This window comes from Actinacidiphila alni (genome assembly GCF_900112845.1).
Classification (GTDB): domain Bacteria; phylum Actinomycetota; class Actinomycetes; order Streptomycetales; family Streptomycetaceae; genus Actinacidiphila; species Actinacidiphila alni.
This window is the reverse complement of sequence record NZ_FONG01000008.1, coordinates 296,317-319,910: the sequence shown is the minus strand read 5'-3', so window position 1 is coordinate 319,910 and position 23,594 is coordinate 296,317. Positions and strand designations below refer to the sequence as shown.

At 71.2% G+C, this 23,594-nt stretch carries 22 protein-coding genes; 13 read left to right on the top strand and 9 right to left on the bottom strand.

The window, feature by feature from the left end:
• Positions 1 to 201: 201 nt before the first annotated feature.
• From BM076_RS16290 to BM076_RS16280, 3 genes are all read left to right on the top strand, one after another.
• Complete coding sequence (locus BM076_RS16290) at positions 202 to 1,011, top strand: AMP-binding protein (protein WP_245796088.1); 810 nt, start codon at positions 202 to 204, stop codon at positions 1,009 to 1,011.
• Between the two features lie 64 nt (positions 1,012 to 1,075).
• Complete coding sequence (locus tag BM076_RS16285) at positions 1,076 to 1,660, top strand: GNAT family N-acetyltransferase (protein WP_093714254.1); 585 nt, start codon at positions 1,076 to 1,078, stop codon at positions 1,658 to 1,660.
• A gap of 69 nt (positions 1,661 to 1,729) precedes the next feature.
• A complete protein-coding gene (locus BM076_RS16280; protein WP_093714253.1) occupies positions 1,730 to 2,512 on the top strand; it encodes an SAM-dependent methyltransferase in 783 nt (260 codons plus the stop codon).
• Positions 2,513 to 2,518: 6 nt separating this feature from the next.
• On the opposite strand, the gene BM076_RS16275 is transcribed toward BM076_RS16280, so the two are convergent.
• Together BM076_RS16275 and BM076_RS16270 are read right to left on the bottom strand one after the other, a co-directional pair.
• Complete coding sequence (locus BM076_RS16275; protein ID WP_093714252.1) at positions 2,519 to 2,722, bottom strand: DUF397 domain-containing protein; 204 nt, start codon at positions 2,720 to 2,722, stop codon at positions 2,519 to 2,521.
• Positions 2,723 to 2,734: 12 nt separating this feature from the next.
• The gene (locus BM076_RS16270) at positions 2,735 to 3,598 is read right to left on the bottom strand and encodes a helix-turn-helix domain-containing protein (protein WP_093714251.1); all 864 of its coding nucleotides are present in this window, start codon (positions 3,596 to 3,598) and stop codon (positions 2,735 to 2,737) included.
• A gap of 208 nt (positions 3,599 to 3,806) precedes the next feature.
• Between BM076_RS16270 and BM076_RS16265 the strand changes: the two genes are divergently transcribed.
• A complete protein-coding gene (locus BM076_RS16265; protein WP_093714250.1) occupies positions 3,807 to 4,205 on the top strand; it encodes an ATP-binding protein in 399 nt (132 codons plus the stop codon).
• 59 nt (positions 4,206 to 4,264) lie between these two features.
• Positions 4,265 to 4,870 (top strand): dihydrofolate reductase family protein, encoded by a 606-nt coding sequence (locus BM076_RS16260; protein WP_093714249.1) that lies wholly within the window; start codon positions 4,265 to 4,267, stop codon positions 4,868 to 4,870.
• A gap of 46 nt (positions 4,871 to 4,916) precedes the next feature.
• Here BM076_RS16260 and BM076_RS16255 read toward each other — a convergent pair whose 3' ends face one another.
• Entirely contained in the window at positions 4,917 to 6,473 is a 1,557-nt protein-coding gene (locus BM076_RS16255) for a CehA/McbA family metallohydrolase (protein ID WP_093714248.1), read from the bottom strand.
• Positions 6,474 to 6,608: 135 nt separating this feature from the next.
• Here BM076_RS16255 and BM076_RS16250 point away from each other — a divergent pair, with 135 nt between their 5' ends.
• From BM076_RS16250 to BM076_RS16220, 7 genes are all read left to right on the top strand, one after another.
• The gene (locus BM076_RS16250) at positions 6,609 to 7,439 is read left to right on the top strand and encodes a TIGR03619 family F420-dependent LLM class oxidoreductase (RefSeq protein ID WP_093714247.1); all 831 of its coding nucleotides are present in this window, start codon (positions 6,609 to 6,611) and stop codon (positions 7,437 to 7,439) included.
• Between the two features lie 37 nt (positions 7,440 to 7,476).
• The gene (locus BM076_RS16245; RefSeq protein WP_407640664.1) at positions 7,477 to 10,131 is read left to right on the top strand and encodes a bifunctional FO biosynthesis protein CofGH; all 2,655 of its coding nucleotides are present in this window, start codon (positions 7,477 to 7,479) and stop codon (positions 10,129 to 10,131) included.
• 209 nt (positions 10,132 to 10,340) lie between these two features.
• Positions 10,341 to 10,658, top strand: a complete 318-nt coding sequence (locus BM076_RS16240) for a hypothetical protein (protein WP_093714245.1) — start codon at positions 10,341 to 10,343, stop codon at positions 10,656 to 10,658.
• Between the two features lie 109 nt (positions 10,659 to 10,767).
• Positions 10,768 to 11,544: a flagellar export protein FliJ gene (locus BM076_RS16235; RefSeq protein ID WP_093714244.1), complete on the top strand. Its 777-nt coding sequence runs from the start codon at positions 10,768 to 10,770 to the stop codon at positions 11,542 to 11,544.
• Positions 11,541 to 12,155: a hypothetical protein gene (locus tag BM076_RS16230; protein ID WP_093714243.1), complete on the top strand. Its 615-nt coding sequence runs from the start codon at positions 11,541 to 11,543 to the stop codon at positions 12,153 to 12,155. The genes BM076_RS16235 and BM076_RS16230 overlap by 4 nt, the downstream gene beginning before the upstream one ends.
• Complete coding sequence (locus tag BM076_RS16225) at positions 12,152 to 12,796, top strand: hypothetical protein (protein WP_093714242.1); 645 nt, start codon at positions 12,152 to 12,154, stop codon at positions 12,794 to 12,796. Before BM076_RS16230 ends, BM076_RS16225 begins: the two co-directional genes overlap by 4 nt.
• 115 nt (positions 12,797 to 12,911) lie before the next feature.
• Entirely contained in the window at positions 12,912 to 14,015 is a 1,104-nt protein-coding gene (locus BM076_RS16220; protein WP_093714241.1) for an ADP-ribosylglycohydrolase family protein, read from the top strand.
• A gap of 78 nt (positions 14,016 to 14,093) precedes the next feature.
• On the opposite strand, the gene BM076_RS16215 is transcribed toward BM076_RS16220, so the two are convergent.
• From BM076_RS16215 to BM076_RS16195, 5 genes are all read right to left on the bottom strand, one after another.
• Positions 14,094 to 15,668 carry a sodium:solute symporter family protein gene (locus BM076_RS16215; RefSeq protein ID WP_093714240.1) on the bottom strand — a complete coding sequence of 525 codons (1,575 nt, stop codon included), beginning with the start codon at positions 15,666 to 15,668 and terminating at the stop codon, positions 14,094 to 14,096.
• A gap of 389 nt (positions 15,669 to 16,057) precedes the next feature.
• The gene (locus tag BM076_RS16210; RefSeq protein WP_093714239.1) at positions 16,058 to 17,257 is read right to left on the bottom strand and encodes an aminotransferase-like domain-containing protein; all 1,200 of its coding nucleotides are present in this window, start codon (positions 17,255 to 17,257) and stop codon (positions 16,058 to 16,060) included.
• 158 nt (positions 17,258 to 17,415) lie between these two features.
• On the bottom strand, positions 17,416 to 17,625 hold the full coding sequence (locus BM076_RS16205; RefSeq protein ID WP_093714238.1) for a DUF397 domain-containing protein: 210 nt from the start codon (positions 17,623 to 17,625) through the stop codon (positions 17,416 to 17,418).
• 197 nt (positions 17,626 to 17,822) lie between these two features.
• Complete coding sequence (locus tag BM076_RS16200; protein ID WP_093714237.1) at positions 17,823 to 18,680, bottom strand: helix-turn-helix domain-containing protein; 858 nt, start codon at positions 18,678 to 18,680, stop codon at positions 17,823 to 17,825.
• Positions 18,681 to 19,272: 592 nt separating this feature from the next.
• On the bottom strand, positions 19,273 to 19,983 hold the full coding sequence (locus tag BM076_RS16195) for a GOLPH3/VPS74 family protein (protein WP_093714236.1): 711 nt from the start codon (positions 19,981 to 19,983) through the stop codon (positions 19,273 to 19,275).
• A 782-nt stretch (positions 19,984 to 20,765) separates the two neighbouring features.
• On the opposite strand from BM076_RS16195, the gene BM076_RS16190 reads away from it, so the two are divergent.
• Positions 20,766 to 22,898 carry a D-alanyl-D-alanine carboxypeptidase gene (locus BM076_RS16190; RefSeq protein WP_245796087.1) on the top strand — a complete coding sequence of 711 codons (2,133 nt, stop codon included), beginning with the start codon at positions 20,766 to 20,768 and terminating at the stop codon, positions 22,896 to 22,898.
• On the opposite strand, the gene BM076_RS16185 is transcribed toward BM076_RS16190, so the two are convergent.
• On the bottom strand, positions 22,882 to 23,571 hold the full coding sequence (locus BM076_RS16185; protein ID WP_245796086.1) for a rhomboid-like protein: 690 nt from the start codon (positions 23,569 to 23,571) through the stop codon (positions 22,882 to 22,884). The two genes, BM076_RS16190 and BM076_RS16185, sit on opposite strands and share 17 nt — an antisense overlap.
• Between the last annotated feature and the right edge of the window lie 23 nt (positions 23,572 to 23,594).

The window sequence follows — 23,594 nt, the reverse complement described above, 5'->3', positions numbered from 1 at the left end:
ATGTGTGCTGAGTGCACGAGCCATGTGTCCGGTACGGACGGTGCGGGGGCGTCTGCCGGGAACGTCTTCGGTGGCGCGGCGGACAGGACCGGCGCGGGGGCGCCGCGCCCGCTGCCGGCCGGCGCCGCCGACCTCTTCCGGGCTCCGGTACGCGGGGTGCGTACGGTGCGCGGGTCCGGATCCGTACGGCGGAGGCCGGCGGTGCCCGCGGGGGCCGCGATGACCGGCGAGGGCCGGGACGGACCCGGCGGCCCCGGCGGTATCGGGGGCGGCGGTGGCCTCGGCGGCGGGAACGGCGGCGGCGTCCGGCGGCTCGGCGACGCCGGGCGACTGCCCGGCGAACTGCTGCGCCGCCGCGCCGACCGCTCCCCGCAGACGGTGCCCGCCCTCCCGTACCCGAGCGCCGCCGTCAGCGGCACCGCCGGATGCAGCTTCGGCGAACTCGACCGGCGGGCCCGTGCGGTCGCCGCCCGGCTCGGCAGCCTGCTCGCGCCCGGCGCCCGCGTCCTGCTCGCCTACCCGCAGGGCCCGGACCTGGCGGGCGCCTTCTTCGGCTGCCTCTACGCCGGAATGGCCGCGGTGCCGCTGGTGCTGCCGGGCCCCGGCGGCACCGAAGCGGTCGCCCGCGCCGTACGCCGCTGCCACCCGCAGCTCGTCCTGACCGGCTCCGACGGCTGGTCCCCGCTCGCGGTGGACCGCACCCGCACCCAGGTGATGGAGGCCGACGGCGTCCGCGTCGCGGGCGAACCGGTCTGGCGGCTGGCCGAGCACTGGCGCCCGGTCGGTGTGATGCGCGGCGCGCCCGCCTACCACCGCTACTACGACGACGGCATGGCCGGCGGCCGGATGGAGCCCGCGATGGCGCACGGCGACCTCACCGAGGTGATGGGCGAACTGGCGCAGGCGGTCCGCCTCGGCACCGACGAGGAGAACGTCGGCTGGATCGCCGCTGTGCACGGCGTCGAGGACGCGATCTGGCGCATCTTGCTGCCGGTGCGGATCACGGAGTAGCGGCTGCCGCCGGGGCGCCGAAATCCCTTGGCGGGCACGGGCGTCCGCGCCCTAGCCTGCGGGCATGACGGAGGACGAGGCGGAAGAGGCACAGACCCGGGTGACGGTGCTGCGCGGCAGGGGCGTCGCGCTGACGCCGCTGGAGGCGGACGACGCCGAGGTGCTGTACGGCTGGGGGGCCGACCCGGTCGCCGCCCATGAGATCGGCATCTGGCCGCGCCCGCTGTCCTGGTTGCGCGATCGCGTCGAGCGCGACATCGACAACAACGACCGGGACGACTTCCTCGTCCTGCTGCCGGACGGCACCCCGATCGGCCACATCGCGCTGTTCGACCAGGACATCGCCGACGGCACCGCCGAGGTGTATCTGCTGCTCGACCCCGCCCACCGGGGCCGCGGCCACGCCGCCGACGCCCTCGACACCCTCACCGACCTCGCCTTCGGCGACCTCCCTCTCCACCGCCTCCAGGCCGTCACCCACACCACCAACACCCCCGCCCTCGCCACCCTCACCGCCTCCGCCTTCACCCACGAGGGCACCCGCCGCTCCGCCTGCCTCCACCGCGGCACCCGCCACGACGTCGCGGTCCTCTCCCTCCTCCGCCCTGAATGGGAGGCCCTGACCAGGCCACGGGCCTGGGACCACTGAAGGCCGGAGCGGGAAGCGGGCGCGAAATTGGGTGTCGCCCGTCCCGGCCACCGGGTTAGCGTCCGCCGCATGCCAGAGACAGAACAGCTTGTATCCACCGACGGGCCGCCGCGACTGACCGGCCTCACCTTTCACGGACCGCTCTCCGAAGCCAGGGCGGGGCGGCTGGTCGCGCGCCTCGCGGCCACCGGGCCCGGGACCGTGCTGGACATCGGGTGCGGCTGGGGCGAGTTGATGCTGCGGGTGCTGGAGGCGGTGCCGGGGGCGCGGGGTGTCGGTGTCGACGTCAATGCCGCCGACCTGGCCAGGGGCCGGGCCAATGCCGCCGCCCGGGGACTGAGCGGCCGGGTCGACTTCGTCGAGGAGTCTGCGGCCGGCACCACCCGCGGCCCAGCGGACCTGGTGATCTGCCTCAGCGCGGGTCACGCGCTGACCACCGCCGAACCACCGGCGCACATCGCCGGCGCCCTCGGCGCCCTGCGCGGCCTGGTCAACCCCGGCGGCCGGGTGCTGTTCGCCGAGGGCTACTGGCGGCGCACCCCCACCCCCGCCGAACTCGGCGCGATGTGGCCGGACGCCTCAGCCGGCGAACTCCCCGACCTGGCGGGCCTGGTGGACACCGCCGTCGCCGCCGGCTTCCGTCCCGCCTGGATCGAGACCGCCACCACCGAGGAGTGGGACGACTTCGAGTCCGGCTACCAGTCCGATGCCGAGGAATGGCTCGCCGCCCACCCCGTCCACCCCCTCGCGGAGCAGACCCGCACCCGCCTCGACACCCACCGCGCCGCCTGGCTCCGCGGCTACCGCGACGTCCTCGGTATCGCCTGCCTCACCCTCGTCCCGGTGGCCTGACACCGCTCAGTCGAACTCGCCCGCCTTGACGCCGGCGACGAAGGCGGCCCACTCGGTGGGCGTGTAGAACTGCGTCCCGCTGTCGGGGTTCTTGCTGTCGCGTACGGCGCGGCCTCCGTCGGCGGTGCGGGCGACCTCGACGCAGTCGTTCTGGGCGGCGCCAGAGTAGGACGACTTCTGGAACGCGCTGACGATGTCGTGGCTCTTCATCACGTGCTCTCTCTAGATTGCGCGGACGTCGTTGATCGCTTGCTGAAGAAAGGCCATCGTCTCACTCGGGGTCAGTGCGGCCGACCGCAGGCTTTCGAAGATCCGCGCGTGATGGGCGAGGTCGTCCGGGTCTTCGAGGACCATAGTGCTGCTCAGGGTGTCCAGCGAGACCGCCTCGGCGGCAGGTTCCGGTCCGAAGCTGAACATGACGAAGGGCGGGCTCATGCGAGCCGCCTGCCACGCGCTTATCGGCAGCACTTGGACGCTGACATTCCGCTGGCGTGCGACATCGTGAATGTGCCGGAGCTGGGCGCGGTGCACCTCGGAGTCGGGCATGGGCGAGGTGAGCGCGGGCTCCCAGACGACCACGGCGAACTGAGCGCCGTCTTCGGCGATGACCCGTTTGCGCTCCTTCCGAGTGGTCACGATGGCTTCCGTCTCTGCTGGTGAGTAGACGGTGACACCACCATCGAGCAGCAACTCGGTGTACTCCGGCGTCTGGAGGAGGCCGGGGACCATGACCGGCTGCCAGCTCCGGATGTACGTCGCGTCGGTCTCCATCGCGAGGAGGTCCGCGTACTCCGGCTTGAGCGGCCGCGGCTGGTCCAGCCACCAGCCGCGCTTGTTGGAATCCCGCGCCAACTGCTCCAACCCGCGTCGCGTCACCTCGTCCTCGACGCCGTACAGCTCAAGGAGCAGCCGTACGTCGCCGGGCCGTGCGGACGACTCGCCGGACTCGACGCGGCTGATCTTGCTGGTGGATCCCGCGATGTACTCGGCGGCCTGGTGCTGGTCGATGCGCGCCTCTTCGCGGTACCGGCGGAGCGCCGAGCCGAGACGGCGGCTGCGGACCGTAGGGCGTCCCCCTGCTGGCATGTTCCCCCTCTTCCACTCTGGGTGATCAGTCTGCCCGACAACGGACAAGTACGGCCACAAAGTTGCAGCAGGGCATAATTTGCAAGTCTGCATGCGCGAACTATTGCGAACTACGCACCCGCCCGTCTAGCGTTGCATACGTCACACGGTGTTCCCGTTCCGGGACCGTTGGTGACCCCATCCGTCTGCCGCACCCCCAGGGGGACGCATGTCAGGACGCACGCACATCGAGACATTCCGGATCCGCCGCAGCTCCGTACCGGCGGCCCGACGGCACGTCGAAACCACCCTCACAACCTGGAAGTTGGGCCCGCTGATCGAGCCCGCCACCCTCATCACCAGCGAGCTGGCCACCAACGTCGTCGCCCACGCGACCGGCATCGGGGAATATTTCGAGCTCGGCTTACGCCGCCGCGACGGCGTCCTCGTCATCGAAGTCGGTGACTCCTACCAGTGGGCGATGCCCGAGAAGCCCGCCGCACTCGACCCGGAGGCCCTCGGCGGACGCGGCCTGGTGATCGTGGAGGCGCTGTCGGCGAAGTGGGGCGTACGGCCGCGCTCGCCCGGCAAAACGGTATGGGCGCACCTTCCGCTGGGCGACCGATGAGTTTTCGGGGCCCGGACGGTCCAAGGTCGTGACACATCAGGACTGGAAAGGACAGCGCCATGTCGGAGCTTCTCGTCGACTTCATCACCTCGCTCGACGGCTATGCGTCGGGTGAAGGGTGGCCCGGGTTCTGGGGACTGGAAAGCCCGGAGTATCTCGCGTGGCTCGGCGAGCAGCCCGAGGTCACGTATCTGATGGGGGCGAACACCTACCGGCTGATGTCGGGCTTCGCGGCGGGCGAGGTGCCGGGCGGGCAGGAGGAGTTCAGGCCCGAGGAGGAGGCGTCGGTCGACGAACTCACGCGGGCCGCCAAGGTGGTCTTCTCCTCCACCCTGGAGGCGCCGCTGACGTGGGCGAATTCCACGCTCGTCCGTGACGACGCCGTCGGGGCGGTCCGCGCCCTGAAGTCGAGCGGATCCGGGATCCTCAGCACGATCGGCAGCCTCAGTCTGTGCCGGTCACTGCTGAGTGCCGGACTCGTCGACCGCTTCCGGGTCGTGATGTTCCCGGTGATCACCGGGGCCACGGGAGAGGAACGCATCTACGACGGCTATCCGGACGTGGCCCTGGAGATGACCGAGCACCGCACCTTCGAGGGCGGCATCCAACTGGTCGAGTACAAGCCCCGCGTGCTCGACCACCCGCCGCTCGGCGCCCCCGCCTGACAGCGCGGAGCGCGCGCCGTACGGACGGAGGCAGGCGCGTACGTACCTACTCGCGGCCCAGCCAGATCGGATTGGTGATCGCCGCCGCCGGGCCCGGGAGCGGGGAACCGGCGGGGACCGGGTGGCGGACCTCGGCGCGGACGTAGGAGGAGTAGGACGCCGTGGTGGTCCACTCGACGGTGCCCGAGGCGGGGAGCGGCTCGGCGAAGAGCTGGCCCTCGTCGGTGACCAGCCGGATCAGGGAGTCGGCGGGGACACCGGAGACGTCGAGGCGGACGGTGATGTCCACGTCGTCCGCGACGGACAGCCGCTCGCCGATGCCCGCGTGCTCGCCGCGCGGCCCGGAAGCGGTGAACGCCAGCTGTACGGCGGCGGATTCGGCGATCCAGGAGCGCCCGGCGCGGATGCCGGCCTGGAGGGAGCGCCGGTCCAGGCCGTCCGCGAGGACGACCGTCTGCGGCAGGCCGACCACATCGGGGTCGCGGTGGGCGTCGGAGTTGCCCATCGCGGGGATCCAGTGCCCGTCGCCGCGCGCCGCGCCCGTCAGCAGATTGTCCCAGGTCAGCAGGGACACCTCGTCGTCCGGCGTCCAGGGGCCGTTCCACACCTCGATGGCGTCGGCCTCGTCGTAGCCGAACTTCCACTGGCTCGCCAGGCTCGTGCCGTACGGGTGCGCCGGCACCACGATGCCGTCGGCGCGGTGGATCTGCCGCACGAAACGCTCGAAGGCGTCGTCGCGGGACCGGTAGCGCCAGTCCACCCACGTACCGGGGTCCGTACCGATCGCCAGATAGTGGCCGTTGCGCGTCGTGACCTCTTCGCCGGTCAGCACCAGCAGGTCGTCCCCGGCCAGCGGCCCGAGGTAGGCGTGCGCCGAACTGGTGTTGTGGTCACTGGAGTTGATGAAGTCCAGCCCGGCCTCCCGGGCCAGCGCCACCAGTTGCTCCAGCGTCCGCCTGCCGTCGGAGTGCACGGTGTGCAGATGGCAGTCGCCGCGGTACCAGTCCCGGCCGCGCCCCGGCGCCCGCTCCGGCGGGTACGACGGCACCAGCGGCTCACCGGGCGCGCCGAAGCTCAGCGTGATCGTCACCGAATAGTCGAGCCCCTGCGGCGCCACCGTGTACGGCCCGAGGATCACATGCCACGTCCCGGCCTCCACCGGCCCGGCCAGATACCCCGGCGTCGCCTCGCCCGCGCTGATCGCGAACTCCGTGCGCGCCCCGCCCGACCAGCCGCGGAAGCCGCGCGAACCCAGCTCCGTACCGCGCTGGTCGAAGATCCCGATGTCGCACGCGTTCCCGACCGTCCCCGCGGGCACCGCCGGCCGGTCGTAGCCGTACGACACGGCGATCTGCCGCACCCCGCGCGGCACCTTCACCGGCAGGTACACGAAGTCCGCCGCCCCGGTGGCCAGATGACCGGTCACCGTACGGGTCAGGTCCGGCTGCCCCGGACCGCCGCCCGGCCCCGCGGGGCCGCCCGATCCGGTGCCGCGGTCCGATCCGTCTGCTTCCGCCGCTTCCGCGAAGTTCACGGGAGCCAGCGTAAGGACGCCGGTGGCGCCCGCGAGTGCGGAGAACTTCAGTACGTCGCGTCGGTCCATCCCGCCACGCTCACCCTCCCGGGTGACGGGAGAGTGGCAGCCTCCTGAGCAACAGACCGACACATGAGGTCGATACCGCACCCGCGCACCCCGCGCCGCGAGAGGATCGGGGCACCCAACCACCGGAGGTGCCCCGTGCGGATCGCCGCCACGATCTTCCTGACCGACCGGACCATCGGACCGGTGCGGCTCGCGCGGGAGTTGGAGCAGCGCGGCTTCGCCGGGCTGTATCTGCCCGAGCACACGCACATCCCGGTGTCGCGGGCGACGCCCTACCCGGCGGGGGAGCCCCTGCCGGAGGAGTACGGGCGGATGCTGGACCCGTTCGTCGCGCTGGCCACGGCGGTGGCGGTGACCGAGCGGCTGGAGGTGGGGACGGCGATCACACTGGTGGCGCAGCGCGACCCGATCGTGCTCGCCAAGGAGATCGCGACGCTCGACCATGTGTCGGGCGGACGCTTCACCCTGGGGGTGGGCTTCGGCTGGAACGTGGAGGAGGCCGCCGACCACGGGGTGAGCGACTGGCGGCGCAGGCGCGAGCTGGTACGCGACCGGATGGCGGTGATGCGCGCGCTGTGGTCGGACGAACCCGTCGCCCATGCCGGCGAATTCGCGTCGGTGCAGGCCAGCCACGCGTATCCGAAGCCGGCCGGCGGCCGGGTGCGCACCCTGGTGGGCGGCATGGCGGGACCGAAGGTCTTCAGCCATGTGACGGATTACGCCGACGGCTGGATGCCGATCGGAGGCGGCGGTCTGGGTGAGGCGTTGCCGAAACTCCGCCGTGCGTGGGAAGAAGCGGGCCGCGGACCCGAGGGCCCGGTCGTGGTGCCGACCGCCGTGAGCCCCGCCCCCGGCAAGATCGCCCGCTTCCGCGACCTCGGCATCGAGGAGATCATCGTGCAGCTGCCGCACGCCGGGACCGGTGAAGTGCTGCGCACGCTCGACGACTACGCGCAGTATTTGTGACGGACTATTCCTCCGCGGGCCCGGTCGCCGGGTGATATTGCCGACAGCGATATCGGCCGGTGCCGGCCGGCGGAAGCGGCCATGTGTCGGCGGTGCCGCCTATCCTCGGAGAATGACTTCGCAGACGCCCACTGCCAATGCCATGCGCCGTGCCCTGCACCGCGCGGACGAAGGCGTCGCCCTGGACACGGGCGAGGCCGCCGTGCTGCTCCAGGCCCGTGGCCAGGACCTGACCAGACTCGCGGGCATCGCGGCGCGGCTGCGGGACGCGGGGTTGGAAGCGGTGGGACGTCCCGGAGTCATCACGTATTCGCGGAAGGTCTTCATTCCGCTGACCCGGCTGTGCCGTGACAAATGCCATTACTGCACTTTCGTGACGGTGCCCGGCAAACTCCGCCGCGAAGGCCACGGCCTGTATCTGTCGCCGGACGAGGTGCTGGACATCGCCCGGCGCGGCGCCGAAATGGGCTGCAAGGAAGCGCTGTTCACCCTCGGCGACCGCCCCGAGGACCGCTGGCCCGAAGCCCGCGAATGGCTCGACGCGCACGGCTACGACGACACGCTCGCGTATGTGCGCGCCATGTCGATCCGGGTGCTGGAGGAGACGGGCCTGCTGCCGCACCTCAACCCCGGTGTGCTGAGCTGGACCGACCTGCAACGGCTCAAGCCCGTCGCACCGTCCATGGGCATGATGCTGGAGACCACCGCGACCCGGCTGTGGTCCGAGCCCGGCGGCCCGCACTACGGCTCGCCCGACAAGGAACCGGCCGTCCGGCTGCGCGTCCTGGAGGACGCGGGCCGCTCCAATGTGCCGTTCACCACCGGCATCCTCATCGGCATCGGCGAGACGTACGAGGAGCGCGCCGACTCGCTCTTCGCGATCCGCAGGACCGCCCGCCGCTACCACGGCGTCCAGGAAGTCATCATCCAGAACTTCCGCGCCAAGCCGGACACCGCGATGCGCGGCATGCCCGACGCCGAACTGGAGGAGCTGGCCGCGGCCATCGCCGTCGCCAGGATCGTGCTCGGCCCGGCCGCCCGCATCCAGGCGCCGCCGAATCTCGTCGACGGCGAATACGCCCGCTTCATCGAGGCAGGCATCGACGACTGGGGCGGCGTCTCGCCGCTCACCCCCGACCACGTCAACCCCGAACGCCCCTGGCCGCAGATCGACGAACTCGCCGCCCGTACCGCCGAGTCCGGCTTCGCCCTGCGGGAACGCCTCACGATCTACCCGGAGTTCATCCAGCGCGGCGAGCCCTGGCTCGACCCGCGGCTGCTGCCGCACGTGGGCGCGCTCGCCGACCCCGCCACCGGACTCGCCGTCGAGGGCGCGGCCGTCGAGGGCCGCCCGTGGCAGGAGCCCGACGAGGGCTTCTCGCTGGCGCCCACCGGCCGCACCGACCTGCACCGCACCATCGACACCGAAGGGCGTACGGGCGACCGCCGCGACGACTTCGACGAGGTGTACGGCGACTGGTCGGAGATCAAGGAGCAGGCCGCCCCCGGCATGGTCCCCGACCGGGTCGACGCCGACGTCATGGCCGCCCTCAAGGTGGCCGCCGACGACCCGACCCGCCTCACCGACGCCGAGGCGCTGGCCCTGCTGCACGCCGACGGACCCGCCCTGGACGCGCTCTGCCGCATCGCCGACGACCTGCGGCGCGCGGTCGTCGGCGACGAGGTGACGTACGTCGTCACCCGCAACATCAACTTCACCAACGTCTGCTACACCGGCTGCCGTTTCTGCGCCTTCGCGCAGCGCCGCACCGACGCCGACGCGTACACCCTGTCCATGGAGCAGGTCGCCGACCGCGTCCAGCAGGCGTGGGACGTCGGCGCCACCGAGGTCTGCATGCAGGGCGGCATCCACCCCGACCTGCCGGGCACCGCGTATTTCGACATCGCGCGGGCCGTCAAGACCCGCGTCCCGGGCATGCACATGCACGCCTTCTCACCGATGGAGGTCGTCAACGGCGCCACCCGTACCGGGATGTCGATCGGCGACTGGCTGGCCGCCGCCAAGGAGGCCGGCCTTGACTCCATCCCCGGCACCGCCGCCGAGATCCTCGACGACGAGGTCCGCTGGGTCCTCACCAAGGGCAAACTGCCCACCGCCACCTGGATCGAGGTCGTCAAGGCCGCCCACGCCCTGGGCATACGGTCCTCGTCCACGATGATGTACGGCCACGTCGACCAGCCGCACCACTGGCTCGGCCACCTGCGCCTGCTCGCCCGCATCCAGCAGGAGACCGGCGGCTTCACCGAATTCGTCACCCTCCCCTTCATCCACACCAACGCGCCCGTCTATCTGGCCGGCATCGCCCGCCCCGGACCGACCGCCCGCGACAACCGCGCCGTCACCGCCATGGCCCGCCTGCTGCTCCACCCGCACATCACCAACATCCAGACCAGCTGGGTCAAGCTCGGCGCGGACGGCGCCGCCGAAATGCTCCGCTCCGGCGCCAACGACCTCGGCGGCACGCTGATGGAGGAGACCATCTCCCGTATGGCGGGCTCCAGTTACGGCTCCTACCGCTCGATCCGCGACCTCGTCGCCATCGCCGAGGCCGCCGGCCGCCCCGCCCGCCAGCGCACCACCCTCTACGGCGAGGTCCCGGAAGAACGCCTCGCCGCCGGCCTCGCCTCGGACGGCCACCTCCCGGAGCTGCTCCCGGTCCTGGGCGACTGACCGTACGTCCGCCGCGCGGGCCGCCGACCCTGTGACCGGCGTCAACGGAACCCCGCGCACCTGCAAAACCCCCGCAAAGCTTCCCCGGGAGCCTGGCCCCTCTCCCGCCGATAGGTGAGGGTTGCACGTGTGCACCCAGTGTCACGCGGTGCTCACGCGCGGCCAGATGCGCAAGTGGAAGCGGTACACGGGGGGAGCGGCGGGCGGCGATGACGGACCTCAAGGTCTCCTACGACCGGCTCGAGGAATCGACGCGCGATCTCAAGTCCATCCAGCGCGAACTGGAGGACACCGGCGACCACCAGGACGACGTCAAGGACGCGCTCGGCAGCGGCGACATGGCCCACGCCATGCACGACTTCGCCCACAACTGGAACTACCACCGGCACAAACTGCTGGACAGGATCCAGGCGATGGGCGAGATGGCCGAGAAGACGATGGAGGCGTTCAAGGACGTCGACAAGAAGCTCGCCGACGAGTCCAAGGGCGGCGTCCACCACGGATCCGGGGAGAAGCAGCACCCATGAGCAGGCCGCCCGACCCCGAATGGGACGTACTGGACGAGAGCCGCGACCCGATACCCGGCGACCCGTACGAAGTCCGCGCCGAGGCCACGCGCCTGAGCCGGATGGCCATGTGGACCCGGGCCCACATCCCGACGCCCCCGGCACCCCTGCTGCCCCGACCCCCGAGCAGCGGAAGGCGGCCCACGCCCGCGACGCCGCCCAGGGCGAACTTGCCGCCGCCAGGCGCCAGTTGGCCGACATCAAGCAGCACCGCGACGACCGCGCGAGCCACTGGAAGCAACGCATCGAGGACGCCGAGCACGACGGCCTCAAGGACAGCCGCTGGGACGGCTTCAAGGACTTCGTCCACCAGCACGCGGGCCTGATCAAGGTCCTCGCCGACATCTGTACGTGGATCGTCACGGGCCTCGTGATCGCCTCGCTGTTCATCCCGGGCCTCGACATCGCCACCGGAGTCCTCGCCGCTTTCATGCTCGGCGCCCTGGCGGGCCATACGGCGCTCGCGCTGAGCGGCGACGGCTCGTGGATGGACGTCGGCCTCGACATCGTCGCGATCGCCACGCTGCGGATCAGCACGGTGGTCAAGGGGGTGATGGACACGTCGGTCGAGCTGTCCGAGGGCGTGGCGTCGATGCTGCGGGCGGGGTCGGAGTTCGAGGAGGGCGCGACCTCCGCGATCAAGGCCGCCACCGAAGGCATCGACGTGCTCAGCCGAGGGAATCCCGGCGCCTTCGGCCACTGGAGCGGCGGCAGCGACCTGATCAACTGGATGGGCAACGGCTTCAAGGGTGGCCCGCTGCACCCCGAGGTCGAGGGCGACACCGCGCCGCGCTGGGACGCCTTCGCCCGGCTCAAGGAACTGACCACGGCGGAGGTCGGCCGATGACCGTGACCGGCTACCGGCTCGTCGTTCCCAGGGAATGGCAGAAGATCCCCGTCCAGCGCGGCACCGAACGCGCGATCTCCGCACTCCTCGACCGGGCCTTCGCCAGACATGGGCGGGATCAGGTGGCGCAGTACCGGCGCGAGGTCGAGGCCCGGCTGATGCGTTCGGTCGCCGAGGCCCGGCGCAATGCGGGCGTCGACCTCTTCCTGCCCCTCGGCCACCGCGAACGCAATCTCCCCGCGTCCTTCCTGATCTCGTACGTCGAATTCGCCGAGCAGGGCGCCCCGGACGCGGGCCAGGTCCTGGCCGAGGTCATCGCCACGACCGAAGGGGCCGGGCCGACGACCCTCGGCGGTACACCCGGCATGCGCACGGAGCGGACGTACGACGCCGATCCGGAACGCGACGTGGCCTACGCCTCCCGCCGCGTCGAATATCTGCTGCCCGTCCCCGGCACGGCCGACAGCTGGCTGCTGTCGTCCTTTTCCACCCTCGGACAGGGCAGCCCGGACGACGACGTGGCGGAACTGCTCTGCACGCTGTTCGACGCGATCATGAGCACCTTCCGCTGGCAGTACGAGGAACAGCGGCACGACCGGGAGGAAGTGTGAGTTTCGACCAGCGCAAGGTCACCGACAATTGGGCGGCGGTCGATTACGACCGGGACGTGTGGTTTCCGATTCCGATCGTGTTCGAGGGCACCAAATGGGCCGACGCCGCCGAGTGGGCCTTCGACTACGCGGGCGACCGGGTACGGCGGGCCGGCCATGAGCTGACGAAAAGGGTCGTCAAGAAGGAAGTGCTGCCGTTCGCGCGGTCACTCGTCGTGGCGCGGCACGAACTCGCGGGCAAGGCCGCGGCGCACAAGCTCTTCTTCGACTGCCGCGATTCGACGAAGATCCCGGTCGCGGTCGGCATCGGCCTGTGGAAGCGCGTGGGCACACGGGAAGAGGCTTTCCAGTACTACGGCTATTGGGGCGCCGAGACCGCGACGACACAGCCGGCCGCCGAGTGGTTCGAGACCGAAGCCCTGGGAACCGGCGTCAGGGCCCTGTGGAGCGGGTATTCCGAGGAGTCCGGTCAGCCGGGCCGGTACGACCAGGCCAATTACGTCTTCCGCGATGACGGGTTCGACACTGACGTCCACATCTTCACGTATGCCTGGGACCACCAGCGCTTCCTCGACGTCCTCCCCGACCTCGACGCGCTCGCCTGCGCGGTCCGGTGCGTACCGGATCCGGACAAGGTTTAGGGGCGGCGGGCCCGGGCGCCTCATACACCCCACGGCCCCCTTCCGCTCCCAGTCGGGTCGGCTATGGTGCAGGCGCAGAACGGGTTCGGATCGGGGCTGATCGAAGGGGACCGCTTTGACCGCTGTCTGGGGCCGCGCGCAGCAGCAGGACTTCCGCAGCCGCGTGCGGGGATGCCTGCTCGGCGGGGCGATCGGCGACGCGTTGGGCGCGGGTGTGGAGTTCGAGTCGCTCGAGGCGATCCAGCGCGATCACGGCGCGGACGGTGTGACGGACTACGTCACGGCGTACGGCAGACGGGGCGCCGTCACCGATGACACGCAGATGACGATGTTCACGGTGGAGGGCCTGATCAGGGCGCAGGTGCGCCGGGACACCGGGGCGTGGCACCCGCCGACCGACATCCACCGGGCGTACCGCCGCTGGGCGGCGACGCAGAGCGAGTGGGGCCCGGACGAGCGCCGCAAGGACATGGGGTGGCTGGCCCGCGAGGAGTGGCTCTACGCGCGGCGGGCGCCGGGCGAGGCGTGCCTTTCCGGGCTGTCGGACGACCGGATGGGCACGCTGGAGGAGCCGAAGAACCCCGGTTCCAAGGGGTGCGGCACGGTGATGCGGTCGGCGCCGTTCGGGCTGCTGGTGGGCTGGGAGCCGCAGTTGGTCTTCCAGCTCGCCGTGGAGTGCGCGGCGCAGACGCACGGCCATCCGACGGGCCAGCTCGCGGCGGGCGCCTTCGCGGTGATCGTGCACGGGCTGGCGCGCGGCGAGGCGCTGGACGGTTCGGTGCAGCACGCGCTGGCGCTGCTCGGCGCCCGCCCCGGCCACCAGGAGACCACGGACGCGCTGCAGAGCGCGCTCGGCGCCGTACGGCAGGGCATGCCGTCGCCGCAGCGGGTGGAAGCGCTGGGGGAGGGCTGGACGGCGGAGGAGTCGCTGGCGATCGGGGTGTACTGCGCGCTGGTCGCCGAGGACGTACGACACGGGCTGCTGCTGGCCGTCAACCACTCCGGCGACAGCGACTCGACCGGCTCGATCTGCGGCAATCTGCTGGGCGTGCAGCACGGGGAGACGGCGCTGCCGCCGGCCTGGATAGCCGAGCTGGAGGGGCGGGCCACGCTCCTCCAGCTCGCGGACGACTTCGCCATGGAGATGACGCAGGCCCCGGCCCTGCACGGCCCCACCGGCGCCAGCCCGGCCTGGCTCGACCGCTACCCGGCCGCGTAGGCCGTACGCGGGGGCCGTACGCGAAGGCCGTACCCGTACCCGTATGCGCGGGTACGGGTACGGCCCCCGCGCGACCACCTACTCCGAGAGCTTCGCCGGCGCCGGCTCCGACGACGGCTCGGGCAGCGAGACCGACGCGGGGCCGGGGCCGTCGCCGTCCCCGTCGGAGTTGATCCGGGCGAGCAGCGCGTCCCGCTCCGGGGTGTCCTCCGGCTTGATCCAGCCGACGACGATGTAGAGGACGAGCGAGACGGCCAGCGGCAGCGAGATCTGGTACTCCAGGTTGACCCCGCCCGAAATGGCGTCGTTGATCGGGTAGTTGAGCAGGTAGAAGGCGAAGAGCCCGAGCGCCCAGCTGGTGAGGGCCGCGGTCGGCCCGGACTTCCGGAAGCGCGGCAGCAGACCGAGCATGAACGGGATCGCGATCGGCCCCATGAGCCCGGCCACCCATTTGATGACGACGGTGATGATGTCCTTGAAGGTGGGGGAGTTGACCTGGGTGGCCACCGCCATGGACAGGCCGAGGAAGGTCAGGGTGGTCAGCCGCGCCGCGATCAGGCCGACGCGCGCGGACCATTCGCGGGCGGTCCTGGAGAAGGCCGGCGCGATGTCGCGGGTGACGACGGCGGCGATGGCGTTGGCGTCGGAGGAGCACATGGCCATGGTGTGCGAGAAGAAGCCGACCACGACCAGGCCCAACAGCCCGTGCGGCAGCAGTTGTTCGACCATCAGGCCGTACGAGTCGGAGCCGTCCGGCTTCTTGGCGTGCACCAGCAGCGGCGAGATCCACATCGGGAAGAACAGCACCACGGGCCAGACGAACCACAGCGCCGCCGACAGCCAGGCGGAGCGGGTGGCCTCGCGGGCGGAGCCGGTGGCCATGTAGCGCTGGGCCTGGTTCCACATACCGCCGTTGTACTCGAAGGTCTTGATGAAAAGGTACGCCAGCAGGAAGATCGTGGTGTACGGGCCGGCCACCGGGTCGGCGTGGTGCTTGAGCGCGGGTTCGTCCCAGACGTTCCAGATGCCGCTGACGCCGCCGACCTTGTTGAGGGCGGCGACCAGCATGGCGAGTCCGGCGATCAACTGGATGACGAACTGGCCGAGTTCGGTGAGCGCGTCCGCCCACAGGCCGCCGACCGTGCAGTAGATCGCGGTGATCGCGCCGGTGATGACGATGCCCTGGGTGATGGTGACCCCGGTGAACACCGACAACAGGGTCGCGATCGCGGCCCACTTGGCGCCGACGTCCACGATCTTCAGCAGCACGCCGGACCAGGCGAGCGCCTGCTGGGTGGCCAGGTTGTAGCGGTTCTTGAGGTATTCCAGCGGTGAGGCGACATGCAGCCGGGAGCGCAGCCGGTTGAGCCGGGGCGCGAACAGCCGGGCGCCGATGGCGATCCCGAGCGCGATCGGGAACGACCAGGTGACGTACGAGGTGATGCCGTAGGTGTACGCGATGCCGGCGTATCCGGTGAACATCACCGCGCTGTAGCCGGACATGTGGTGCGAGATGCCGGACAGCCACCAGGGCATCTTGCCGCCCGCGGTGAAGTAGTCGCCGACGTCGTCGACGCGCTTGTGGGACCAGAGGCCGATCGCGAGCATCACGCCGAAGTACGCGATCAGCACGGCCCAGTCGAGACTGTTCATGTCCCCTCCAAGGGGGTCCGCCTTGTGAACAGGAGCGCACTTCGCTGCGGCGCCGGTCCTGGCGGGTCGCCCCCGTGCGGGAGTGGGGACTTGGGGGATTGAACCCCTGGGCGAGGGGGGTGGTCAAGAGTCTCTGCGTTCAAGAGTCTGAACTCAGATCATAAAGCCGAACGATTTTACTCGCTCTTTGCTTACCTTGGCATTGTCGTGACCGCGACCACCCACCCACGATGAGCGGACACTTCGCTGGACGTCGTACGAGGCCCGCGGGACGCGCGGGACAGGAGAGACGGCCGTACGGGACACGGGATCCCGCACGGCACGGAAGGGAGTGCAATCGGGCACCGAAGGGAGTGCCATCGAAGGGAGTGCCACCGAAAGGAGTGCCCTCAGACGAAGACCTTCGCCAGCCGCCGCAGGCCCTCCCCGATCTCCTCCGGCGTGTGCGTCGTGAACGACATCCGCAGCGCCTCGGGTTCGGCGGCCTCGGCGAAGAACGGCAGCCCCGGCACGTACGCCACGTCATGGCCGACCGCCGTGCGCAGCAGCGCCGTCGCGTCGTGCCCCGCCGGCAGCCGCACCCAGACGAACATGCCGCCCTCCGGCCGGTTCCAGCCGCTGCCCGCGGGCAGCGCGGCGGGCAGGCCCGCCAGCAGCGCGTCGCGCCGGGCGCGGTAGGCGGTACGGACCCGGTCCAGATGGGCGTCCAGGTCGTGGTCGGCGAGATAGCGCGCGGCGGCGGCCTGGTCGACCGTCGAGGTGTGCAGATCGGCCGCCTGCTTGGCGATCACACACGCCCGCAGCAGCTCCGCGGGCGCCCGCAGCCAGCCCAGCCGCATGCCCGGCGCCATGATCTTGGAGAAGCTGCCCAGCAGGACCGTCCGGTCCGCGGCCCCCTCCAACCCCGCGATCCACGGCACCCGTTCGCCCTCGAAGCGCAGCTCTCCGTACGGGTCGTCCTCCGCGATCCACAGCCCGTGCCGGGCCGCCACCTCGGCCACCGCGCGCCGGCGCGCGAGCGGGAGCGTACGCCCGGTCGGATTCTGGAAGTTGGGCACCAGATAGAGCAGCTTCGGCCGCTCCCGCAGGGTCAGCTCCTCCAGCGCCTGCGGGATCACCCCGTCCTCGTCCGTCGGCACCGGCACCACACGCGCGCCCGCGAAGCCGAAGCACTGCAGGGCCGCCAGATACGTCGGATTCTCCACCAGGACGACATCGCCCGGCTCCAGCAGGGCCGTTGCCACCAGGGCGAGGCCCTGCTGCGAGCCGCCGGTCACCAGGATGCCGTCGGCCGCCGTGGCCAGCCCGCGCCCGGTCAGCCGGTCCGCGACCGCGCCGCGCAGCGCCGGGTCGCCCTCGGTCGTCGAATACTGCAGCACCTTGCGCGGCCGCTCGGCCAGCACGCGGGCGTACGCCTCCGCGATCGCCGCCGCGTCGAACAGCTCCGGCGCGGGCAGCCCACCCGCGAAGGAGATCACCTCGGGCCGCGCGGTCAGCGCCAGGATCTCCCGTACCGGCGAGGCGCCCACCGAAACAGCGCGGGCGGCGAGTGCGGGCGGGGCTGCGATCGTGGTGTGCTGCGGCGTCATGTGCGGCAGCCTACGAATAATCGATGCCGTGTCCAGCTACTTTCCGGCATCCGGGCAGCAGTGAGCCCTCTCGGCCAGGACGGCGGCCAGTCGAGAGGGCTCTTGTGTGCTGTCGTGCCGAACTCGTCGATCGAGTAGGTGACCGACGAGTTGATCGGCTAGTTGATCGTGAACGAGCCGCGCTCGACCTCGTCGACGAACGCGGTCCACTCCTGCGGGGAAAAGGTGAGAACAGGACCCTGCGGGTCCTTGGAGTCACGGACCACGACCGCCTCGACGGCGGGCGACTTCACTTCCACACAGGCGCCATTTCCCGTGGACCGCGAGGACTTCATCCACGCAGGGGTACTGCCCAGCTTGATTGCCATCTCTGCTCCGGTCTGTGCTGGTGACGGCGGCGAGGTACGCCATTGCCTGACTACGCGCTCGACGCTACTAGCCAACATCACGGACCGGTGGGCCACTTCACCCAAGTGGATGGCATATTCCCAGTAACTCTTCCAATGGGAGCGAGCCCGGGTGTACCGTATCTGCCGCACTTCTCCGGAGCGAAACTCCGTGACACTCACGGCGCGTATCGCAGCGCCGCCTCCTCGATGAAAAGCCGGGTCTGTTCCGCGCTCAGCGCCTGCGCCCGCAAGTGTTCGTACATCACGCTGTACGCCTGCACATCGGTGTCCTTCTCCAAGTACAGGTCGCTGTTGACGCCTTCGAGATAGACCACCGTGGCATCGGTCGCGTCGGTGAACTCCAGCACCGCGAACTGCCCGCTCAGACCCGGGTGCGCGCCCGCCTCGAAAGGCAGCACCTGCACGGTCACATGCGGCAGATGGCTCAACTCGACCAGATGCGCCAGCTGTTCGCGCATCACCTGCGCGTCACCGACCTTGCGGCACAGCGCCGCCTCGTCGATCACCGCCCACATCCGCAGCGGCGCGTCCTCATCGGTGATCCGGTCCTGGCGGCGCACCCGGACGTTGACCCGCTTCTCGACCTGCTCGGGCGTCGCCTCCGGCAGATTCCCCGCGATCATCGCCGCCGCGTACCCGCGCGTCTGCAACAGGCCGGGCACCACCTGGGGTTCGAAGACCCGAAGGCTCGCCGCCTCCGTCTCCAGGCCGATGTAGACGCTGTACGGAATGTCGCCGAAGGCGTGCCACCAGCCCTGCTGGCGCGACTCCTTGGCCATCTGCATCAGCGAGTCGACGATCCGCACGTCCTCGACGCCGTACACACCGCACAGATCGCGCACATCGCGCTGGCTGATGCTGCGGCGGCCGTTCTCCAGCCGGCTGATCTTCGACTGCGACACCAGCAGCCGGGCCGCGACCTCCTCGGCCGTCATGCCCTTCTGCTCCCGGAGCTTGCGCAGCTCCGAACCCAGCCGGCGGCGCCTGACGGTGGGGTTGACGTTGGCGACCACAGGAAGTGCACCTCCACGCTGAACCTACTGATGGTCAGCAGCCTGCCACTTGCGGTCATCACCTCGCTGGCGAATGCAGGTAACCCGGCAGGGCCGTATACGTGCCCGCGCACCGGGGTGTATACGGCGACGCGCGGGCGGCGGGACCCTGGCGAACCGTCGGATCCCGCCGCCCGCGCGTCATCGCGGCTCCCGGAACGGGTCGCCGGGGACGGTGCGGCGCGGCGCCCGCATGGTGCGGCGCGGCCGCGGATCGCGGTGCCCGGTCCCTGCCGGCGGGCACCGCGGCCGTCCCTGATGAGGGGGCAGCCGGGCGCTGCGTTCGTACGCGCCCGGCTCTGTCGCGTCCTTCGTGTACTGCGTATACTTCAGCTGCCGCCGCCGACGTACTGGTGCGATCGAGCTGGTGCGGCCGTGCGGCGGTGCGGTGCCGTGCTGCGTTTCGTGGTGCTGTTGTTCCGCCGTGCGCGCGCGACGGTGCGTCGTGCGTCGTACTCAGCGCGTCCTGCCGTGTGCGCTGTGCTGAACTGAACTGTGCTGAACCAGGCTGTGCTGAACCAAGCCGCGCCCGTACGAATCGGCCGCGACGCGGTCAGCGGGCTCCGGCGCGGACCATCGTGCTGTGTCCTGCCGCGCGCGGTGCCGGCGCTGCTGCCGCCGCCGCCCGCTTCGGCTGTGCCGCCACACCGTTCTGCACGTCCATCACGGCGTGTGCGACGAGGCCGCCCATCGGGTCGTACCTGATCAGGTCACGCAGGCGCGATCGCGACGACCGGCCCTCGTTGCCCGGGTAGAGGTGCTTGCCGAGTCCCACGGCGTGGGCGAGCGCGGCGAGCGCGGCGGTCCGCGGGTCCGGCGGTACACCGGTGCGGATCGCACTGTCCAGCCGGGACCTGATCTCCCGGCTGACCGCGCTGTCGGACGCCTGGTACCGCGTCGTCGGCAGCACCCCGCACATCTGACCCGGTACGGCGTGCACCATGCCGCACCGCTCCAGGTGTGCGAGATACGTCTGGCGGAGCCCGAGGCGGGGTCCGCCGATCCAGTGGACCGCCCGCACCGGACTGCCGCGTCGCCGCAGCAGTTCGAGCGCGGAGTCCAGAGTCGGATCTCCTGTCGGCCGTGGGTGCACCACGGCGATACGATCCCCGTCAGGGGCTATCCGTCCGGCCAGAGCCAGCTCGACGAGCTGTGCTCCGGCGAGGCCGAGGTCGAGCGATTGCGGCTGCGCCGTGGTCCCGGTCGTCGGGTCCAGTGCGAGCAACAACAACTCTTCCGGAATTGTTCTGCGGCTCTTGCCCATCCATGCCTCCCCGCGTGGATGAATGACAGGGTGACGCCTCTCACACCGGCCTGTCGAGAGCGCCTTCGCCTTATCGGCGGGAACCGGGTGGTATGTCGTTCTCGTCTACGGGGTGGGTGGTGGTGTCGCAGACGGCCCGGGAGCCGGTCGGCGAGACACTGCCAGTGTGAGCTTCGAGGGGTACGGGCGCCATTCGGCGCCCGCTCCGGCACGGTGTGTGCGCGATTTCGTGATGTGTGGAGGAGGTCTGCGTGGCGGGCGAGTCCCCCGGCAGGGAACAGCAGCAGAACACGTCGGGGGAGGCGGTCGAGCGGTCGGCCGCTGATCCGAGACTGGCGGTGTTCCGGTCGCCCACCGAGACGCGAGGGACACGTGTGGCGGAGGGCGTACGGGAGGAGCATGCCGGTGCCGTCCCCGAAGCAGTGACGGCCGCGCCGTCCGACCCGGCCGACGCCCCGGACTCCGGCGCACGCCCCCATCCCGCCGCCGCGTCCGCCGCCGCCTCCGCGCCGAATACGCCGAACGGCGTAACCGCCGTAGACGAATCCTCCGGCCCGGATACGCCGTCGACGCCGCCCGCGCCCCGCGCCCCGGAGGCTCTGCCGCCGGAATCGGCGGAAGAGCCGTCGGAAGCGGAACCAAATCGTGACCTGCCTCGTTCCGGTGCGACGCCGGAAAAGGGCCCGGCGGACGCGGACGGTGAGCGTACGGACGCCGAGGGTGAGGGCGAGGGCGAGGGTGCGGATACGGGGGAGGCCGAGGCCGACGCCGATGGCGACGCGGTGGAGAGTGACGCGGCGGAAGGTGACGCGGACGCCGGGTCCGAGGCCGACGCCGACTCTGCCGCCGGTTCCGGGGCGGAGGACGACTCCGAGGACGGCCCGGCCGAGGAGCCCGTGCGCGACGAGCACACCGCCGTGCTGCGCGTATCGACGTTGACGGGTGCCGCCGCGAGCGACGCGGCCGGGAGCGGGGCAGGCGGCGACGGCGGCGAGGCCGAGGACGCGCGCCCCGAGCCGGCCGACGAGGCCGAGGACGGCTCGGACGCCGCGGACGGCGCGGAGCCTGATGACGCCCGCCCCGACGCGGCCGACGACGCCGACGAATCGGACGTCGCCGACGACGTACCCGCGACGGACGCCGCCGAGGACGCCCCCGAGGACACCCCCAAGGACGCCGCCGAGGAGGCGGACGCCGCCGCCGACGGCGACGGGACCCCGCCCGAGGACGCGGCCCCCGTTCCGGAGGCGCCCGCCGCCCCCGGCGACCGGAACACCTCCGTCCTGCGCCCACTTGTGTCCGATCTGCCGGCCGAGCGCACCGCGGACCCGGCACGGAAGGGCCCCTCAGGGGCGCAGAAGGCGCCCACACGGGCCTCCGCGCCCTACGAGGCTCCCCAGGCGTCCCCGACGGCCCCCAAGCCGCGTACGGGCCCTGTGGCGCCTCCGGCCGGTCCCGACGCGGGCCCGACTGGGCAGCCGTCCGCGCCCGCGAAGCCCGCCGCGGGCGTACCGCTGCCGCCGTATGCCGGGACGCCGACCGCGGTCGGCACCCCCACGGCCGCCTCGCCCGAGGGGGCCGTGACCGGCCCCGACGGGACGCGGTCGATGCCGGTGCCGCCGGAGCCCGGCGCCCCGCTGAAGCTGCTCGCGGAGCTGACGAACACCCCGCCGCCGCGGCAGACGCTGCTGCGCAGCATCCTGCGCCGGTTCAAGATCTGGACCCCGCTGGTGGTGCTGCTGGCGATCGTCTTCGTCGTCGTGCAGGCGCTGCGCCCGCTGCCGTCGCCGTCGATGGCCCTGACCGCGGCCCCGTCGTACACCTTCGACGGCACTCCGCTGCCGCAGTCGATGCCGTGGCCGGCCGAGGGCCAGTCCGTCGCCGAGGTCGAGGGCCTCGGCTCGCTCGGTGTGCACGGCGCGCAGACCCCGGTGCCGATCGCGAGCGTCACAAAGGTGATGACCGCCTATCTGATCCTGCGCGACCACCCCCTGACGGGCAGTCAGAACGGCCCGACGATCCCGGTGGACGCGCAGGCGGCCAGCGAGGCGAGTTCGAGCGACGAGTCGACCGCGCAGGTCAAGGAGGGCCAGCAGTTCACCGAGCGGCAGATGCTGCAACTGCTGCTGATCCCCTCCGGCAACAACATCGCCCGCCTGCTGGCCCGTTGGGACTCCGGCACCCAGGAGGTGTTCGTCACCAAGATGCAGAAGGCGGCCCGCGACCTGGGCATGACCAACACCACCTACACGGGCGCGAGCGGCTTCGAGTCGAGCACCAAGAGCACCGCGGTCGACCAGCTCAAGCTCGCCCGCGAGGTCATGAAGAACGACGTCTTCCGGTCGGTCGTCGCGCAGCCGAACATCAAGATCCCCGGCGTCGGCACGATCTACAACAACAACAACGACCTCGTGCACGTCGGTGTGATCGGCATCAAGACCGGTTCCAGCACCCCCGCGGGCGGCGCCCTGATGTGGGCGGCCACCAAGAAGATCGACGGCAAGGAGCAGTTGATCCTCGGCGTCGTCCTCCAGCAGCACGGCGGCACCACCGTCTACGACAGCCTCCAGGCGGCGCTGGTCAACTCCCAGAAGCTGATCGAGTCCGTCCAGGGCGGCCTGACGTCGTCGACGATAGTGAAGAAGGGCGAGGTCGTCGGGCGGATCGACGACGGACTCGGCGGTCACACGCCGGTCGTCGCGGCCGAGGACCTCAAGGCGGTCGGCTGGGCGGGCATGAGGACCACGCTCACCATGACGCCCGGCAAGGACGGGCTGCCGCACAGCGCGAAGGCCGGCACGCAGGTCGGCACGCTCGGCTTCGGCTCGGGCTCCGCGCGCACCACGGTGCCGGTGGTCCTCCGGTCCGACCTGAGCGAACCGTCGTTCGGGAAGAAGCTCACCCGGCTGGGCTGAACCTTCCGCGCAGCCACCGGTACGCGACGGCCGGGTCGATCCGACCCGGCCGTCCGCGTGTCAGCGGGTAGCAGGCCAGGCCCAGCAGCACCGACGTGAAGTGACCGACGTCGGTGAAGGTCCGGCCCTCGGCCAGGGCGGCGCCGTAGAAGAGCAGCACACCCGCGCCGTACACGTACCTCCAGGGTGTGACCACGGCGTACGTCAGCACCGCCTCGACCGAGGCGAGGCCGTAACTGACGCCCACATCAAGGGTGTTCTCCGCCGATCGCGGCGCGTGTCCGTGCCGGACCGCCCACAGCAGTACGCCCTCGCTGATGTACGTCGCCAGGACGTGGCCGACCGCCACCACCGCCAGCCACCGCTTCGTGCCCAGCCACCGCTCGGCCGTGGCGTGGAAGACGGTGTACGGCACCACGTACGGCAGCCACTTCCCGCCGTCGATCCACAACGCGCTGCGGACCAGCGCCCGCAGCGGGTGCCGGGACAGATTGTGGATGTTCGTCGAGCGCAGCCGCAGGAAGGCGTCCACCCGGTCCGGCGCCATCCGGTGCATCACCACGGTGGTGGCGAACAGGACCGCCAGCCAGATGTACGTGCCGGGCGCGCTGCGGACGTACGCCGCCACGGCGCGGCCGGCGCGGCGGAGGCGGGGGAAACGGCGGAGGTGCACGTTCCGGATTGTGTCCGGAAGGC